Source organism: Candidatus Nitrosocosmicus sp. T (assembly GCF_054408485.1).
Genome location: NZ_CP166992.1, coordinates 2,734,945 through 2,750,731 on the forward strand (window position 1 = coordinate 2,734,945; position 15,787 = coordinate 2,750,731).

Annotated in this window: 17 protein-coding genes; 7 read left to right on the forward strand and 10 right to left on the reverse strand. The window is 35.4% G+C overall.

The genetic code is table 11. The features are described from left to right. Positions 1 to 110: 110 nt before the first annotated feature. Positions 111 to 746 carry a hypothetical protein gene (locus AB0A59_RS14085; protein WP_458744779.1) on the forward strand — a complete coding sequence of 212 codons (636 nt, stop codon included), beginning with the start codon at positions 111 to 113 and terminating at the stop codon, positions 744 to 746. A 200-nt stretch (positions 747 to 946) separates the two neighbouring features. On the opposite strand, the gene AB0A59_RS14090 is transcribed toward AB0A59_RS14085, so the two are convergent. The 5 genes from AB0A59_RS14090 to AB0A59_RS14110 all read right to left on the reverse strand — a co-directional run bounded on the left by AB0A59_RS14090 (position 947) and on the right by AB0A59_RS14110 (position 7,119). After that, positions 947 to 2,191: an alpha/beta hydrolase family protein gene (locus tag AB0A59_RS14090; RefSeq protein WP_458744780.1), complete on the reverse strand. Its 1,245-nt coding sequence runs from the start codon at positions 2,189 to 2,191 to the stop codon at positions 947 to 949. A gap of 55 nt (positions 2,192 to 2,246) precedes the next feature. Continuing rightward, the gene (locus tag AB0A59_RS14095) at positions 2,247 to 2,990 is read right to left on the reverse strand and encodes a hypothetical protein (protein WP_458744782.1); all 744 of its coding nucleotides are present in this window, start codon (positions 2,988 to 2,990) and stop codon (positions 2,247 to 2,249) included. A gap of 163 nt (positions 2,991 to 3,153) precedes the next feature. Further along, entirely contained in the window at positions 3,154 to 3,990 is an 837-nt protein-coding gene (locus AB0A59_RS14100) for a DUF6920 family protein (RefSeq protein WP_458744784.1), read from the reverse strand. Positions 3,991 to 4,073: 83 nt separating this feature from the next. Beyond that, entirely contained in the window at positions 4,074 to 5,228 is a 1,155-nt protein-coding gene (locus AB0A59_RS14105) for a nitroreductase family protein (protein ID WP_458744786.1), read from the reverse strand. A gap of 1,258 nt (positions 5,229 to 6,486) precedes the next feature. Next, entirely contained in the window at positions 6,487 to 7,119 is a 633-nt protein-coding gene (locus AB0A59_RS14110) for a hypothetical protein (protein ID WP_458744788.1), read from the reverse strand. Positions 7,120 to 7,336: 217 nt separating this feature from the next. Here AB0A59_RS14110 and AB0A59_RS14115 point away from each other — a divergent pair, with 217 nt between their 5' ends. Further along, positions 7,337 to 7,462, forward strand: a complete 126-nt coding sequence (locus tag AB0A59_RS14115; protein ID WP_458744789.1) for a hypothetical protein — start codon at positions 7,337 to 7,339, stop codon at positions 7,460 to 7,462. 304 nt (positions 7,463 to 7,766) lie between these two features. Here AB0A59_RS14115 and AB0A59_RS14120 read toward each other — a convergent pair whose 3' ends face one another. Beyond that, complete coding sequence (locus AB0A59_RS14120) at positions 7,767 to 8,267, reverse strand: cupin domain-containing protein (protein ID WP_458744791.1); 501 nt, start codon at positions 8,265 to 8,267, stop codon at positions 7,767 to 7,769. A gap of 226 nt (positions 8,268 to 8,493) precedes the next feature. Between AB0A59_RS14120 and AB0A59_RS14125 the strand changes: the two genes are divergently transcribed. Further along, the gene (locus tag AB0A59_RS14125; protein WP_458744793.1) at positions 8,494 to 8,892 is read left to right on the forward strand and encodes a YybH family protein; all 399 of its coding nucleotides are present in this window, start codon (positions 8,494 to 8,496) and stop codon (positions 8,890 to 8,892) included. A gap of 151 nt (positions 8,893 to 9,043) precedes the next feature. Beyond that, positions 9,044 to 9,469 (forward strand): cupin domain-containing protein, encoded by a 426-nt coding sequence (locus AB0A59_RS14130; protein ID WP_458744795.1) that lies wholly within the window; start codon positions 9,044 to 9,046, stop codon positions 9,467 to 9,469. 333 nt (positions 9,470 to 9,802) lie between these two features. Here the strand turns inward: AB0A59_RS14130 and AB0A59_RS14135 are convergent, their stop codons facing one another. The 3 genes from AB0A59_RS14135 to AB0A59_RS14145 form a co-directional block, all read right to left on the reverse strand. Further along, a complete protein-coding gene (locus tag AB0A59_RS14135) occupies positions 9,803 to 10,741 on the reverse strand; it encodes an NADP-dependent oxidoreductase (RefSeq protein WP_458744797.1) in 939 nt (312 codons plus the stop codon). Between the two features lie 511 nt (positions 10,742 to 11,252). Beyond that, positions 11,253 to 11,564, reverse strand: coding sequence for a hypothetical protein (locus AB0A59_RS14140; protein ID WP_458744799.1), 312 nt, complete (start codon positions 11,562 to 11,564; stop codon positions 11,253 to 11,255). Between the two features lie 182 nt (positions 11,565 to 11,746). Then, positions 11,747 to 12,655 carry a Tat pathway signal protein gene (locus AB0A59_RS14145; RefSeq protein ID WP_458744801.1) on the reverse strand — a complete coding sequence of 303 codons (909 nt, stop codon included), beginning with the start codon at positions 12,653 to 12,655 and terminating at the stop codon, positions 11,747 to 11,749. Positions 12,656 to 12,938: 283 nt separating this feature from the next. Between AB0A59_RS14145 and AB0A59_RS14150 the strand changes: the two genes are divergently transcribed. Beyond that, positions 12,939 to 13,679 carry a hypothetical protein gene (locus AB0A59_RS14150; protein WP_458744803.1) on the forward strand — a complete coding sequence of 247 codons (741 nt, stop codon included), beginning with the start codon at positions 12,939 to 12,941 and terminating at the stop codon, positions 13,677 to 13,679. A gap of 359 nt (positions 13,680 to 14,038) precedes the next feature. Here the strand turns inward: AB0A59_RS14150 and AB0A59_RS14155 are convergent, their stop codons facing one another. After that, the gene (locus tag AB0A59_RS14155) at positions 14,039 to 14,428 is read right to left on the reverse strand and encodes a hypothetical protein (protein WP_458744805.1); all 390 of its coding nucleotides are present in this window, start codon (positions 14,426 to 14,428) and stop codon (positions 14,039 to 14,041) included. 408 nt (positions 14,429 to 14,836) lie between these two features. On the opposite strand from AB0A59_RS14155, the gene AB0A59_RS14160 reads away from it, so the two are divergent. Together AB0A59_RS14160 and AB0A59_RS14165 are read left to right on the forward strand one after the other, a co-directional pair. Beyond that, positions 14,837 to 15,343 carry a MarR family winged helix-turn-helix transcriptional regulator gene (locus AB0A59_RS14160; RefSeq protein WP_458744807.1) on the forward strand — a complete coding sequence of 169 codons (507 nt, stop codon included), beginning with the start codon at positions 14,837 to 14,839 and terminating at the stop codon, positions 15,341 to 15,343. 78 nt (positions 15,344 to 15,421) lie between these two features. After that, on the forward strand, positions 15,422 to 15,787 hold the full coding sequence (locus tag AB0A59_RS14165) for a hypothetical protein (protein ID WP_458744809.1): 366 nt from the start codon (positions 15,422 to 15,424) through the stop codon (positions 15,785 to 15,787).

Sequence of the window (15,787 nt, forward strand, 5' to 3'; positions counted from 1 at the left end):
TATTGAATGCACTTTATTAATTGTTACTATTTAGGTAAATGTGCATCAATATCATTATTACGATTCGAATTGTCATCATTATTATTTAATTAGCTATATATGATTTAATCATGAAAATTTCAAAGAAAGGGTCAAAGGTTCCAAGTGATCCAGCAATGCCACCTCAAACTGAAGAGTCAAATAGTAAAGTAGAGAAGCCTAGTGACAATAAGGCTAAATGGACATACCGGTTCTTGATTGTTTCCATTATTCAGGGAGCAATAGCCACTTTTCTTACCATTTTACTTGCCGCTTTCATAATAACGACACCATATGCAAAACATTTGGTTTCAATCTTTTTAGATAATGCTTCAACAGGCTTTATGGAAATAACTGCACTGGCTGGGCTAGGAGTGTACTTTTTAATAGGAGTAATAGGTAATGGGGTTTCATCTTTTATCTACCACTATTTAGAAATTCATCTTAAAAGAAGTTTTAACGGGCTATTAGGTATTTTGCCATGGTGTCATATAATAATAACAAACATAGGAATTACATCAGTTAGTTTTCTCATGATTTATGCAGGGTACATAGGTGATACCGCAATGTTCCCAACAAACATTGGAGGTTTTGGCATGACTTCAGAACAAGTCTCGCAAAATATACTAAACCATTTTATTATTCCCATTGGCGTTCTGCTGATAGTGACCACCACTGGTGCAATCTGTGGAGGGATTGGATTCATCAGTGCATTTATCAAAAGATAGTGCATAGAGCAATCCATTTAATTCAATCGCAATTCATTATGAGTTCTTTAACTTATAACGTGTAATAGATTTTAGTGTTATTATAAAAACTGAATTTAATGTAGGTTTGTATCTATGTGTTTTTCGCTTATTATCTTAAGGTTACAGAATATGTATTTAACAGAATTGTGAAAAAAGTTAAAGTAAGATATAGATGCTTTCTAGCGATCTCTATCAGGATCTTTAAGCCATGTATGAAGATCTGCTAACACATAGTCTTGGATTGGACCCAGCAGCTCATTTGGACCTTGTTGAGGAAAGAATGTGTGTCCAAGACCTGGATATGTTTTGAGAGTATGATCAGCATGTCTAATCTCGGTTAGTTTTTGCTCAAGGACAAAGGCCTGCTCCAAAGTGGTTTGAACGTCCTCCTCCCCTTGCATTATCAGTATGTCTTTGTGAGTAAGGTTACCTGTTATATTGACCGTAGGATTTATCTCCTTATGGGATATATACCAAGGATCAGAGTCTATCTGTGAAAGAAGCATTTGTACAAATGGAACCATTTCATTTTCTATATCTATAAAGTTATCATTATTGATATCAATGCCTGGGTACCATTGCTGTGGTTTTGTATATGAAAAATTTAGATTCTTATAACTAGAGAGATTTGACCCGCTAATGTTGTTGTCGTTATTATCAGAATTATTGGTGCTTGGATCAGGTATTGTTAACTGCGTATCGGGGAAAATAATTACCTCCTCTATAGACAATAGACCATCTTTATCGGCGTCCCACAAATTGTGAGCGTCAAATAACTTTTGGTTTGCTTTTTGGACAACGAGGTCATATAGTGTTTGTGCACTCGCACCAAGCATTATAACGTTCTTTATACTATCGCCATATTCGCCAAATATGGCCAGTCTAGGAGCAACGACTGCACCTTCACTATGGCCTAATACAGTGATGTTAGTTTTGTCTACTTCCGGTTGTTGCAATAACACCTTAAGTGCAGATTCTGCGTCCCGCTGTAGCGTATGAACCGTGGCGTTTCCAAGCAAGGACGCATTGATAACCGTGGCGTTTTCTCCTACTCCTCTCTTATCATATTTCAACACGACAAAACCGCGCTCAGCAAGGTATTCTGCAATTTGCCAAAACGGCTTTGATCCTCCATCTACTCTCGAAACCTCTGGGGGTAGATACTCGTTCCGATCCGCTATTCCTGAACCAGGAATTAACAAAACAGCAGGAAATGGACCTTTACCACCAGTTGGTACAACAAGTTCTCCCATGGTACTTAATGTCCCATTTTCCAATGCTATCAAGATTTCTCTTGACTTTACTGTCTCAAGTTGACCCTCAACTCTATTAGTCTCGGTATAAATGAAAAGCACTAGAGAAAGCGAGAGAATAACAACCAACGCCAGCGAAATTACAAATAATCCTAATTTACTATGAAACATTAATGACCACAATGAATTTAAGTTCAAATATATTTCAATTTATAGGTTCATTAACTTATAACAGATCCTGAGCACTATCCAGACTTTCAGCTTGTTTTGATATTCTAAATAAGCTTCTTGATACTAGTAGGTACCATGCAGTTCCTGGAATCAATGACACAATAGAAAGAAAAAAACCGATTTGAGGTATATACAGTCCCAATCCTATAACAGCTACTAGAATTCCGAACGTGCCTGCGACCTTGCCAAATACTTTATCCTTAAGCATCAGAATCGACAGTATCAATGTAGCAATAGATAAAAGTATGTAGCTTGAGTGAAAGGATGTTCCCTGAAAAGTAGCTAACATTGACTGTCCTGCCGCCAACAAAAGTGATTGTTCAAAGTCGGTCTTAGTAATATCATACTGTTCAGATAGATATAGCATATCAAAAGCTGTGTTGGATGAAAAATATACGATGATACCTATAAAACCTATTACCATACCGATTGCTGCAAAGGATTGATTTGTTTTCTTCTTAAGTACGATATAGATTGCTAAGAATATAGGAATCATAAGAACATAATCAATCATAAGCAAAAGATCAAGGCTTAATAGACCTAGGAGAGCGTTATTCTTAAATAGATTAAAAAAGGCTGCCACCGTGCTTGGTGGTGGACTAATCACAAAAACAAGAATTTGAATTGGGATCAAGATGACTATCGCCATAGCAGAAAAAGCGGCTATTCTGTATAGGTCCTTCCAAGACATGATTGTGTAAGGAGATGTATTATTGCCATCTTCTTTTTTTCCTTGCATTTCTGATGTTTTCTAAATATTAATAGTGATATTAGAATCTGATGAAAAAATACAATAATGAACGATAAATAAAGTAGCATGTATTCTATTTGGATCAGGAACTTTTGTAAACCATTTTACTTCTTACAAAAACATTACAATTATTCAATTGCCATTCACAAAATCAGTATTTAACAGGCTCGTCGTATTTTATGTCGTTTATCTTAAACTTGGCATAAGTAAAATTGCTTCTTTCTGTACTCCATGCTACCTCGATGTCCCGGGGAACTATCATATTATTAGTAGGGACATAATTAGAATAATGACCAACCCATTTTTCCTTAACAAAAGAATTATCAACTGCACGGTATCTGTCAGTATTCATTAGCACAATTTCACCTTTTTTATTGAAATGATAGAGCATCTCAACATTAGTCCCATTATAATCAATTATGGCCTTTGCAGAATCAGAATCTACTGGTTCCCAATGTAAATAATTACTGGGTAATAATGCAGTTGGAAATAAAGGTGCTTCTGCAAGCCATCTCATTAGCTCACTCTCATCCAATTCCTTACCTTTTGGAGCATTTGCTATTGTAAAGACAGACAATATTTGTATTTCAAATGTACCCTTACCTTCTAAATACTTGTCAATTCCGGTAATCCATATTAAAGGTAACAATGATATTTTTCCAATCCATATAAACCCTGGTGTCTCGGTAGTAAAGTATTCTTCTCCTACTATTGGCATCCATTTTTGGTTTTCGCTCTGACGGAACTCCCCTGAATGCTTCAGTTTAACATAACTGACATACTGTTGGTTCTCCTTTAGGGAATATGTAAAGTATCTCTGAACAGGCTCTGGAAGCTTCTTTATCTGTTCCAATGAAAAAGTATTGGTGGACACATCTTTTGATGCAGAAAACAGTGTCTTGAGGTCTCCTTCTATTTTTCGATTAAGTAACATATCACATATACCGACTATAGCTTGGTCAGAAACTATTGCAACAGAGAGGATCAAGACTTACTTCTTGTTTTAGATTCTCATGCGTCAGTATCATCTTACCTGCCTTCACCACCAATCAAGTATGGTTTTCTTTTTCACTAATCATTTTGATTAATCATGAATTGTTCGATTGATCTTCTTGGGGTGGGCAGTACTTCTCTATCGGAATAGCCTATTCGTAGTAGTAATTGAGGATTTGTACCACTATGGTCAGGAATTAAACTGCCAAGGCTTTTTCTCAAAAGTGGAATTTCAATAGGCTGATTTAGATAAGAACTCCATATATTCTCGGACATTAGGTATAGAATGGCGTTCGATAATGCCAGGCCTGCATTCAGCCATGAAAGAGTGTTATCGGAGTTTGTACCTATCACCAACAGAACGGGAGAACCTATAGCAAGTTCCTTGTCTTTGGCAGCTTGTCCTTTACCAAAGTCAAATGTTCGTATTACAAATGGACCTGCTAAAGACATGATATCACCAAATCCGAACGCATAACCAGGCATTCCATCCCTAAGATGACTTCTATTTGCGTGGACCCATGAAGCTAATTCTCGTCTCAACTTTTTGTCGGACATTTGGAGAATGTCTCCTTCTGAAATTAGTTTAGCGAGTTGTTCTTTTCTTTCCCTGTCCTTCTCAATATGAAGCCAGAGACCCTCGTATTTTTGAATGACAGATTGAAGTTTAGAGAGAACCTCTTGTGAGATTTCCTTATCTTCATCGAATCTAAACCTATTTGTTCTTCTCATGGTAATTGAGTTAAACAATCTTTTTAGTCCTTCATCTTTGGTTTTCTCGGGCTTTTCATGAATGTTTATCACCCTAACGGTAGCCAACAAGTCATCACTATTACCCCCTTCATCTCTTTTTTGTTGTGGTAACAGGGATGTTTCAAATCTATATCCAAAGTATGATATTGCTAACTGCAAATTAAACAAGGCAGACCCACAACTAATGATCAATTCTCTGTCGTCCGGGTCCACAACAGGTAATGCTCTGGTTCTGTCAGCATAGAGACGAATCATGTCGTCACCAGATATTCGAAATACCCATGGTTGAGTATTGTGACCCGATGGTGCTAAAATAGCATAATTGAGAAAAAATTTTAACTTATCAAATGGCTTATCAAAACTAGAAAACAAAGTTTCAGACACCTTCCAAGGTTCAAAACCTTTATGGTCTATGTCTTCCTTTTTTGTTGATAACGACATGATATTCAAAGAAGGAGCAATTACAAAAGTCTTATGCAATCAATTCATCATAAGACAGTAATTTCTAGTAATCTAAGAATACATACTGCTAGAATATTATCACATTAGACATTTCATAAGCTCATATTCCAAACTTACTCAAAAGTTAGACTTAATTATGTTCTCTAGTGATAGGTTGGTATCTATTTATATTGTTTTTATTATTCTGTGTCAGCATTATAAGATCTTCAACAATAGTTTGGACGCCGTGATATGATTCAATGTGAAATATAAATTAGAATCAATATGACACAACTCTTTGTTTGAAGAGGCTAATTTCGACTAATCATAATATCATTACCATATAAAGTATCATTTAGTTTGGGCGCGTGGGGATTAAGTTCCTTGTGGTAGTGGGGTTCTAATATGCCATGATCTCTGATCGTTTGACTATCAAGTAATTAGCGGACCACGACCGCATCTAAATCCTAAGGTAGAAAGGTTAATGTACTTTTGAAATAAAATATATGAAAAGAAATTAATGGTAATCCTTCAAAAAATTGAGTAAACAATTTCTTTCAATCTGGTAGACTTTTACCTAATTGTTTTAAACGTTCTAAAGATAAGATTAAAAGATAAAAATTATTTTGTCCTTTCGGTCTCAAATAATACTTTAGATATAATTAAAATAAAGATAAATTTTACTTTAGAATTTCAAAGTGTTCTATCGAATGGATATGTCCGTATACATGAGTGTAACAATAATATTCAGAACATTTAGTACATCTTGAAATAGATTTTTCGTTACAAGTTGTAAATGAACATTTACATGTACTACCGAGGGATTTGATTACAGAGAGAGATAGCGTAGGCTCTGTTGACACGTAATCAGGAATATTGTTGCATGCCGTTGTCATGTTAATATTATAGAAACTCATCTGTGCATAAATACATTTTACTCATAGATCTTTATGCAATATTGTAACTATGGGATCTATATACCACAATGGGAATAAAAATCCAATCCATTAATTATGTGGGAAAGAAAGGAACAGTTCTAGCAGTTTTAGAATTAACTTACGAAATCGAAGATGGTAGAGTTCTATAGCATTTAAATGCGCAATGAATTCCTAACGCTGATTTTGTATATTAGTGCTTAATATCTGATGAATTTGGTATGACGATTAGTAACAATCTGGGCGCGTGGGGATTAGTAACAAATTTGACCAAATTTTGAGGTGCAACAAATAGTTCAGCAGGTGGAGCAATGAGTTGTCTTAAATATGAGAAAAATTTAGTGGTTAGGCTGAAAGGGGAACTATTTTACCGTAACAGTACCTGACATCCAAGGATGAAGTACACAGATGTAATAGTAAGTACCGGGGTTTTCAAAAGTCATCGTGAATGAGGTAATTGGTGGTGCACCTGGGGGAACCAGCCCCATTGGGAACATCCAGCCGGAATTAACATAACTTTCATTCCCTACAAAAGAATAGTTGGAGTTAGGCTGAGGGTATGTTATATTAGTCTTAGAGTCATCAATTATAACTGGCGCAGATGCCCTTTGGTTATCCACTATTACTAGTTTATTATTTGGGTTTGTGTTGTCTGGCATTGTTGTTGGTTCAACATTTGGAGCAGGTACTGCAGAAGTAAATTGAGTGTTGTTGGGAACGCTAAAGGGAGCAACCAGAGGCGGGATCATCTCCTTGTCTTTAACGAAAGTCACAGTATGAGGTTCCACTACCTTCATCGGATTGGTCCATGTAACGTTTTCACCAGCATTAATAGTTACATTTTGTGGAGTATATTTATCCCAACTATCGCCATCTCCTCCTGCACTAACAGTGCTTGAGGTGGCATTAGCGTATCCATAATAAAAAGCCCCAAATATCAAAAAATAGGATATTGCAAGCAAACCTGCACTAATGGTTAATATATTATTTATCACGGTCTTTCCATGATATCAAAGCATATAAGAGGTTCTGCTATTGCTCGATAGCGTGCTTTTATCCATCAATACTAAGTTCATTTATGTATTTGTGCATTTGTGCGATATTAGATAAAAGGATCCATAATAATTGAATACATTCTCTCACAATAAAGTAAATACAAATGTGACGTCATCCCCTTTCATGGTTTTAATATTATTACCATTCTAGAGATCATTGAGTTTTGACGCGTGGGGACACGGTGCAATGTTGAATAGAATCACCATATTGAATAATCATATGACTGATCAATTTATTATTGACTTGATCGATGTTACTACTGACCTTTACGATTTTGTATAGGATATTCATTATAATATTTGGCCGATTTGTTTACATCACATGCTTGCCAAATCCAATATGCAAAGATCACAATACCTAGTATAATAAACAGCGGAATTACTCCTCCAATTATAGACCATATTAATGACAAGTACCCAACCGAGTACCAATAAGCCAATTCCTTTGTCTGTGCAAATGGAGAAGTTTCTATGACCCGTTGGAGATAGTGTTCGAGATAGAAGACGATTCAATTATTTAGCTAAGAAATAACAATAACTATTAGACTCAAATTATGAGAACTTGCTATTCTTACTGGATTCAGAAATCAGAAGCTTACACTTATGCCAACCATTTCGTTCTCTTCAGGAGAGGCATTCCAGTATCCATATTTTCTACTAATTGTTGCAAAACGAGCAAGATCTTGAGGTGTAGGAGGTGGTAGAGCAGTATTATTAGGTGATCTTCCAACCTCTTGAAAAAACTGTCCCATCTTTTTTGTCGTTAGAATATTAACTATAGCAGTTGATCCTGACAAATTACGCCATGCATGATGAGCGTTGGATGGAACATGAATGTAATCCGCGGAATTTGCTTTTATCCATTCGTTAATCCCATCGACCTGCCTTAAGCATTCCAATTCTCCTGAAATAATAAGAAAATCCTCTGTGTCAGGATGAGAGTGAAGAGGAACATAAACATTGTGAGGCATTGCTCCTCTAAGAATACAAAAATCACTTTCAGTATCCTGTGGAGAAGTTAGAAATTCTACAGTTGGTCCGAAAAGTTCCACCACATTACCTGTGCTAGGGTTTTTCTCAACATTCATAAAATTCCATTCTATAAAATAATATTATTTCTATTAAACATATCCTCTAGTTTTTGTTAGATCTATCAAAATTGGACTTTATGTGTCCATATCGTTATGCAAGATAGTATTGTTTTCGATATTAATGACGCCTGTTCAATGTGGTTGAGGAAATAATTGCCACGAGTCTTTTGATTTATAGAATAGTGATCCTATCACCTTTAATGATAAATACAAGTTCAATTTATTGTGTTGTGAAATAAAGAATATGTCCAAATATGCCACTCCTGAAGATTTGCTCAAGTCTCAAGTCAAAGAATTCAATAAAGGAAATATCGATTTCTTGATGACACTGTACGAAAACGATTTCTGTTTTGCTAATCAACCAGGTCAAGTTGTCAAAGAAAAAGAGCTCATACGTAAGGCATTTCGTGATTTTATTAACAAGGGAATTAAATTAGATGTAAGAGCTAAAAGGGTATATTATGCGGACAATCTTGCTCTTTTAATTACAGAATGGTCTCTCAATGGTAGAGAACCAGACGGTACGCCTATTAATCATACAGGCAATGGCACAATTGTTTTCCGTCGCCAGTCTGATGACATATGGTTAATGGTCATAGAAAATCCATGGGGGACAAACTAATTTTTTAGAAACAAAAAGCATCGATATAACTTACCCTGTGAAGTTGCAGAGGCAGTAACAAAAAGTATAACAATAAGTGTCATGTGGTAGTTTAATGTGCTAGATAATTTTGTTTCCTGGCTCGCAAACTAAGAACATAAGCCTTTGGGTTTTGGGCAGTGTTTATACAGTAAAAATTAGTGGTGACGAAACTCAAGGAAGATATAGTATATGGGAAATTGAAGTGCCTCTCAATAACGGACCCCCATTGCATAAACATTCGAAGGAGGATGAGGCATATTATATTTTGGAAGGAGATTTTTCATTTCTGTATGGTGATAAAGAGATAAAGGCAGATAAGGGAAGGTTCGTGTATGTCCCAAGAGGAGGATTTCACACTTACAGGAATGTCGGCAGATCTTATGGAAAGTTGTTGTTAATTATCACTCCACCTCAATTTGAAAAATTCTTTGAAGAAATTGGAATAGCAATTGAAGACAAATCATCATTTCACCCTCCCTTCATAACTTCTGCTACTATTGAGAATATTGCAAAAATATCAGCAAAATATGGCGTTGAAATAAAATTACGTGAGTGATAATTCAATTTGATTATAATACAAAGGATTTCAATAAATCATGGTTTATAGATGCTATAATTTCCCCTAGTAACTGGGTGTATTATTTAAAGTCGAATAAAATTTAGAATCAAAATGACATGAGAATCAGAAAAAAGAATCAAATCCAGGCTTGACATAACATCATTACCAGATAAAGTATCAGTAAGTTTTGACGCGTGGGGATTAAGTTCCCTGTGATAGTAGGCTCTAATGAAAATTAAAGGACTTTATCAGTTCTTATAATAAGATCACGTAGGATAGTCATAAAATAAACAAAAGAAAAGATTTGGGACGTTTTTCAAATAGCTTTTATCATATTGTGATGACCACTTTTCCCCGAGGATGATTATCTTTTTGGTAATCTAGTGCCTTGGCAGTTTCGGCCAATGGAAATGTCTTTTCAACATTTACTTGAATATTATTTTGGTCTATCCACTGTGCCAATTTAGCCAATCGTTCATTGGTTATTTCAGTAAATTGAAATATCGCTTTGACGCCATATTGCTCCATCAAATTTGAATCTGGTTGTTCTAGCATGGAGACAATAGTTCCACTATTTTTCAATACTTTAAAGGATTTTCTATAGGTCTCACCACCTACAGTATCAAGTGCTGCATCATAATCTTGTAGTATATCCTCGAAACTTTGAGTTGTGTAATCAACTACCTCATCTGCTCCCAGCCGCTGAACAAACTCCTTATCATCTGATTTTACCGTTGTTGCAACGAAGGCTCCCCGATTCTTTGCAAGTTGTATTGCTATTGAACCAATACCTCCTGCGCCTCCATGAATTAGGATTTTTTGATTCTTTGATAATCCAATATTTTCCACAAGTGCCTGCCACGCACTGACACCAACAAGAGGCAACCCGCTGGCTTCAATGTGATTCAGAGTCTTTGGTTTAGCCGCTATACTGCTGAGATTGACCAAAGCCAATTCAGCAAAAGATCCTGACCCGCCAAATAATACGGAAGATTGTCCGTAGACTTCATCACCTATACTCAAACGAGTAGATACATCTCCATCTAATTCTTTGATAATACCTGAAAAATCCATCCCTAATGTAGCTGGGAATTGGAGCGGCATCAGTTGTTGAAAATATCCTTCCCGTATTTTCCAGTCAACTGGGTTAACCCCGGATGCTTTAACCTCAACGAGAGCCTTGCCAGCAGATACTTTTGGTATAAGAATGTCATTATTTACGTCGATAACGTTGCTTCCACCATATTTATTTATTTGAATTGATTTCATCCGTAAATCACTTTGTTATATCTACTATCAAAAAGTAAGTATTTAAATTGGTAAGGTACAAGATAGTAAGTAGATAAAGTAAGGGTAAGTTGACAGGAGTAGACACTTTAGTACGAAACACGATAATAGACAGATAAGATCATCTCGGTTTCAATGATCCATGTGATGGAATTGATCTGCCATCAGAATGGTCTGATAGACAGGCAATTTACAACCAAGGATTGAATACATATAATAAATTCTGTTTTAAGGGATTATGTTTTATGATTTGATCCCTGTAATATTTTCAATATTGTTTATGTGGATATGAATGACATCACTACTTTAAGTTCAAATCAAAGGCCTATCCAACTGAATAGAATCACAAACAAGGAAGATATATGACGCAATATTTATGAACATCTTTTGGTCAGGTTTCAGTCTGGGCGGTCTGGGATTAAGTTCCCTGTGATAGTAGGGTTCTACCATAATTTGAGAATATCACATTTTTTAAACGACAGCTGGACTTTTCTTAAGCATGATTTGTATGCTTTATATGCTTTCTAATCCTTGACCATGCTTGTTTAGTTTTATAATCCACAGGTCGAATATCTGATTCTTTAAGTTTCCCATAATCCATAAATTCTCGAGCAAATGCTGATTGTATTCTATTTAGAACCTCTAGTCTATCAGTTCCTACAATCACAGATTCAGTAGTATTTATCCCAAAATCATCTAAAATCTCTTCGGTAGGGATTTTTATTATTCCTAAATGTATGTCTATAGGAATGGGATTAAACTCATAACCATCTATTGGATCTGGTTGAAATAAGAATCGCGGCATGGTAAAGGTATTAACCATACTAGAATTTAATAATTGCAACATTCAAAAAGATGAGCCAAAATAATATGTATCAGAGTGGTAGAACAGCTTCCGTGGGGATACGAATCAAGGTTGAATATAATCTGTCAGTACTAAAATGGAAGAAATATTATATATACTATTTTTGGATCCGCTAAAAAAAGTTAGTGGAATCCATCATCTAGAATTTCAAACGATGGAAATACATTTGTTTTTTGCACTATCTTAGCAACCTCAAGCATATTAGTTAAACTGTCTTCAGTTGAAGTTTCTTCAATGGTAACCATAGAATCTGTAGCATGAACAATGCCATGATGAGGCATCATGTTTCTATTCCATTGTACACTCCAAGGTATTGGTCCCGTAATACCATGAGCCTGCTTCCAGTCTTCAATTCTGTCGTCAATCCAACCGTGAAGCTTCCAAAATATAGGGTTAACATGACTAGAGTAGGTATCTGCCAGAAAGTCATAGGAAGGGTTATCCCACTTAACATCAATTGTATCAGCATTTGTCGGTTCTATAGGTGGCCTAAATTCCAAAGGTTTCGAAGACCATCGAAGATGCATTGCGTTGTGAATTGAATATTCCAATCTAGAACCTAGTTCGCCTAAAGTAATTTGTGCTAGATTACTTGGATCAGTATAGTAAATCTCCCTGGGTTTCATCCAATTGTCATAGAAATCAGACGTTTTTGAATCTTGTATGGAAGGTGGTGCATCAGCCCATATTGGAACTGGATAATCAATATCACTTGGCGACGGAATCGCAACCCATCCTTTGACTGCTGGATAAGATGGATCCTGTATCTGAGATAGCATACTGTTAACATGTATGATCATTTGCCTGTGCATAAACAGAAAATCCTCCCCTGAGCCATTAGTATGAATAGCCCGACGGTTTGAATCTAAAGCAGGTCTTGGAGGCTCCCAACCTTTGTTTCTTAAATCATTTTGTGCTGTGGGATCAAACCTTAACCATCCATCTCGTACAGCATGCCATAAATAATGATGTATCCTGTGTTCCCTTATCGCTAACATATTCTTTACTTGAACTGGTAGTTGTAATACCATAACAAACTTACTCACTTGCTATTTATAAATATTTGTAATAAATACCAAAATCCATCAAAAGCACAAAATTCTACTTGTTTAATGGCGTTGTCAATTTTTATAACTATTGATGGATAAGTATTTTCGTTCCTAGACTGATTTACAGACATTGTATAACTTACTAGTTTTCACATGTAACAAAGTTCCCAAAAGCAATTACAATTAAAAAGTATATATATTAAAATTGTTATCATATTATTAACAAGAATGAGTTTCTTTTCCAAGAATAGGCAGAAAACCAAAGATGAATACAAGATTGAACAATAACAATTATTTTATAATGACTTTAGCGACAATAACTTCGATAATACTTTTATCAGCAACTATGACAAGTCCGATATCTGGATATGACTTGAGTGATGTTAAATCATCAATAGGATATGGAGAGGCAATAGACGAATTTGATTTGCCAGTAAATACCAAGAACTTTAGTATGGAACTTGATAACGGATTAGTAGCAAACTATTACCTCGCACCTAATCAAACCTTTGTCTTTGATGGGGTGTCAGGTGCAATCACAGAACAAAATGATGATAATGATAATGGCGGAGATGGTAAAAATAAGATCAAATATTACGTTGACGTCACAGTTACAACAACCTACTCCTATCCGCAATCACAAGATAAGCCTCAGGATCCACGTTTTGACAAGAAATACGATTCAATAGACTGGCAAGATGACAATGAGGAGGACAATCTAACAATCGAGGAAATGGACAAGATATTAGAAGAAAGAGAGAACAATGAAGAGCAAAATGAAAACGGCAATAATGATGATAGTTCAAGTGGAGATAGCAGTAGTAATAATAATGATAGCAATGGACAAGATGATAATACCAGTGGTGGAAGCGATGACAGTGGTGGAAGCGATGACAGTGGTGGAAGCGATGACAGTGGTGGAAGCGATGACAGTGGTGGAAGCGATGACAGTGGTGGAAGCGATGACAGTGGTGGAAGCGATGACAGTGGTGGTGGTGACAACTAGGCGATAAATAGACCTTTTTCAATTATTTTTGACAACACCTGTTTTTCTTTACATTTTATTTCATTAATTTTATAGCCTACATGCTAATTGCATGAAGAGAAGATCTGGAACAAAGATTTTAACGGAAGAAGATAATCCTCATATCCATTATCGAATGATTTTCATAATTGCTGCGTGGGACTTCATATCTGTATCGGTATTTTAAACAAGATTCTATAATCAATAATAGAATGAGACGCTTAAACTTTTATGGACAAAGAGGAACCATATTGCAAAATATGGATCTTTAATGTGAAAGGTCCAATATACAAGATCCGTGATCACAGTCAAAAAAAATTATATCTTGATGGATGGTTTTGTCATACCCTCACTGTAAGGTGTTCTGGACCTTTCTTAGGACTGTTGGTCATTTCAAAGCAATCATATATGCTTCCATCATCCTCGTCAACCACACAAACATGAAAATCCTCATTTGCATCGATTAAACCTGACGGCATAACTATTCTAGTTGTATACTGTCCATCCGGACTATCGGGATCATCATCATACATTGCATCAATCAAATCGATATTGTCCCGCGAGTATTGCGGATATTCTTCTATGTACACGCTTACATCATTTGGTCCATTTCTTGAACTGTCGACAAATGTCACCTCTACTATAAAGCTGCCCTTTTGAGCGTAAGTGGTTGGAACTAATGTAAGAACCAGAGAAATCGATATTGCCAAGACAATCTCCTTTCTGATCATGTTGATATAATTATACAATCTATCATATTTAACAATTGCGAATCATTCCCAAAAATATGTTATAACATATTTTCATTTTTCCCATTTCATATCCAATTTCAAACTCAATTATTGTCGTACATTAGAAGAATTTTTGATTATGGTTAATCGGTAGTCTGGGCGCGTGGGGATACGATTCAAGTTTGAATAGAGTCCTAATATGTGACGAAATAAAATATCAAAGATATTATTTAATCAAGAAAATATATAGACTGAATTTTATATGCTAATATGCCATAATGAGATTGTACCATTCACTGCATTTTTAAAATCAAAAAATCTGAAGATAGGTCCCTTTTTACTTTAGGATCTAAATGATTAGCAATCTAAAAGATAATATAAGATCTATTATATCATTAGTTGAAAAGCATGGTAAAGGCATCTAGCAAACGTAAAGAAAGAATCCAATTACTCAACTATCTGGCTAGAGATATAAGCACAAGAACAATATTCTTTCATCAGTGGATAGCAAACTATCTTGGACTAAGCGAGATCGACCATAAATGTCTTGATGTAATATTGAGATCAGAAAAGCCGCTGACAGGGAATCAACTTGCAGGTGAAACAAGTCTAACCGCTGGTGCAATAACTGGCGTTGTTGATAGATTAGAGAAGGCCGGATATGTACTTCGGCAAAGAGATCAACAAGACAGGCGTCTAGTATATGTTATTCCCCTTAGAGAAAAGGCGTTAATGGATATAGGTCCTCTATTTGAAATAATGCAAAAGGGCATGGATAAAATATTTTCAGATTATGATGACAAAGAATTAGAAGTAATAACTGATTATCTATCAAAAGCCCTTAAGGCTATGGAAGATGCCACAATCCACTTACGTTCAATGGTAGAATCAAAAAAGACCAAACAACAACATTAGATAAAAAAACTTTAAAGTTAACAAACTAAATCATTTAGTAACTAAAACATTTATATAATTAACTAATTAAAAAAGTATATGGAAAAAAAATTTTCTGAAAATAAGAAGATACAATTGGTGTTTGAAAGAAATAGACAGCAAGATGTGTACATACCTGAAACCAAGACTAGATACTCGGACAATAATTTTTTTGACATGTTTTCGGCGGATATCGATGAGATCTACAACTGGTTTGGTAAATTTAAAATATCAGAATTAGAGTTTACGATCAACACCATTGTAAACACCCAAGACATTACAAAACTATTCATTGGCAAAAACAATGATCAAGGATTAAAGGTAATCTTAAAGCCAAATGAGAATCCATTTTCGAATAAAGATATAGAATCAATCAATAGCGAGACATACGGCCGCCAATATCCATTGAATAAGACAAAGGAATGA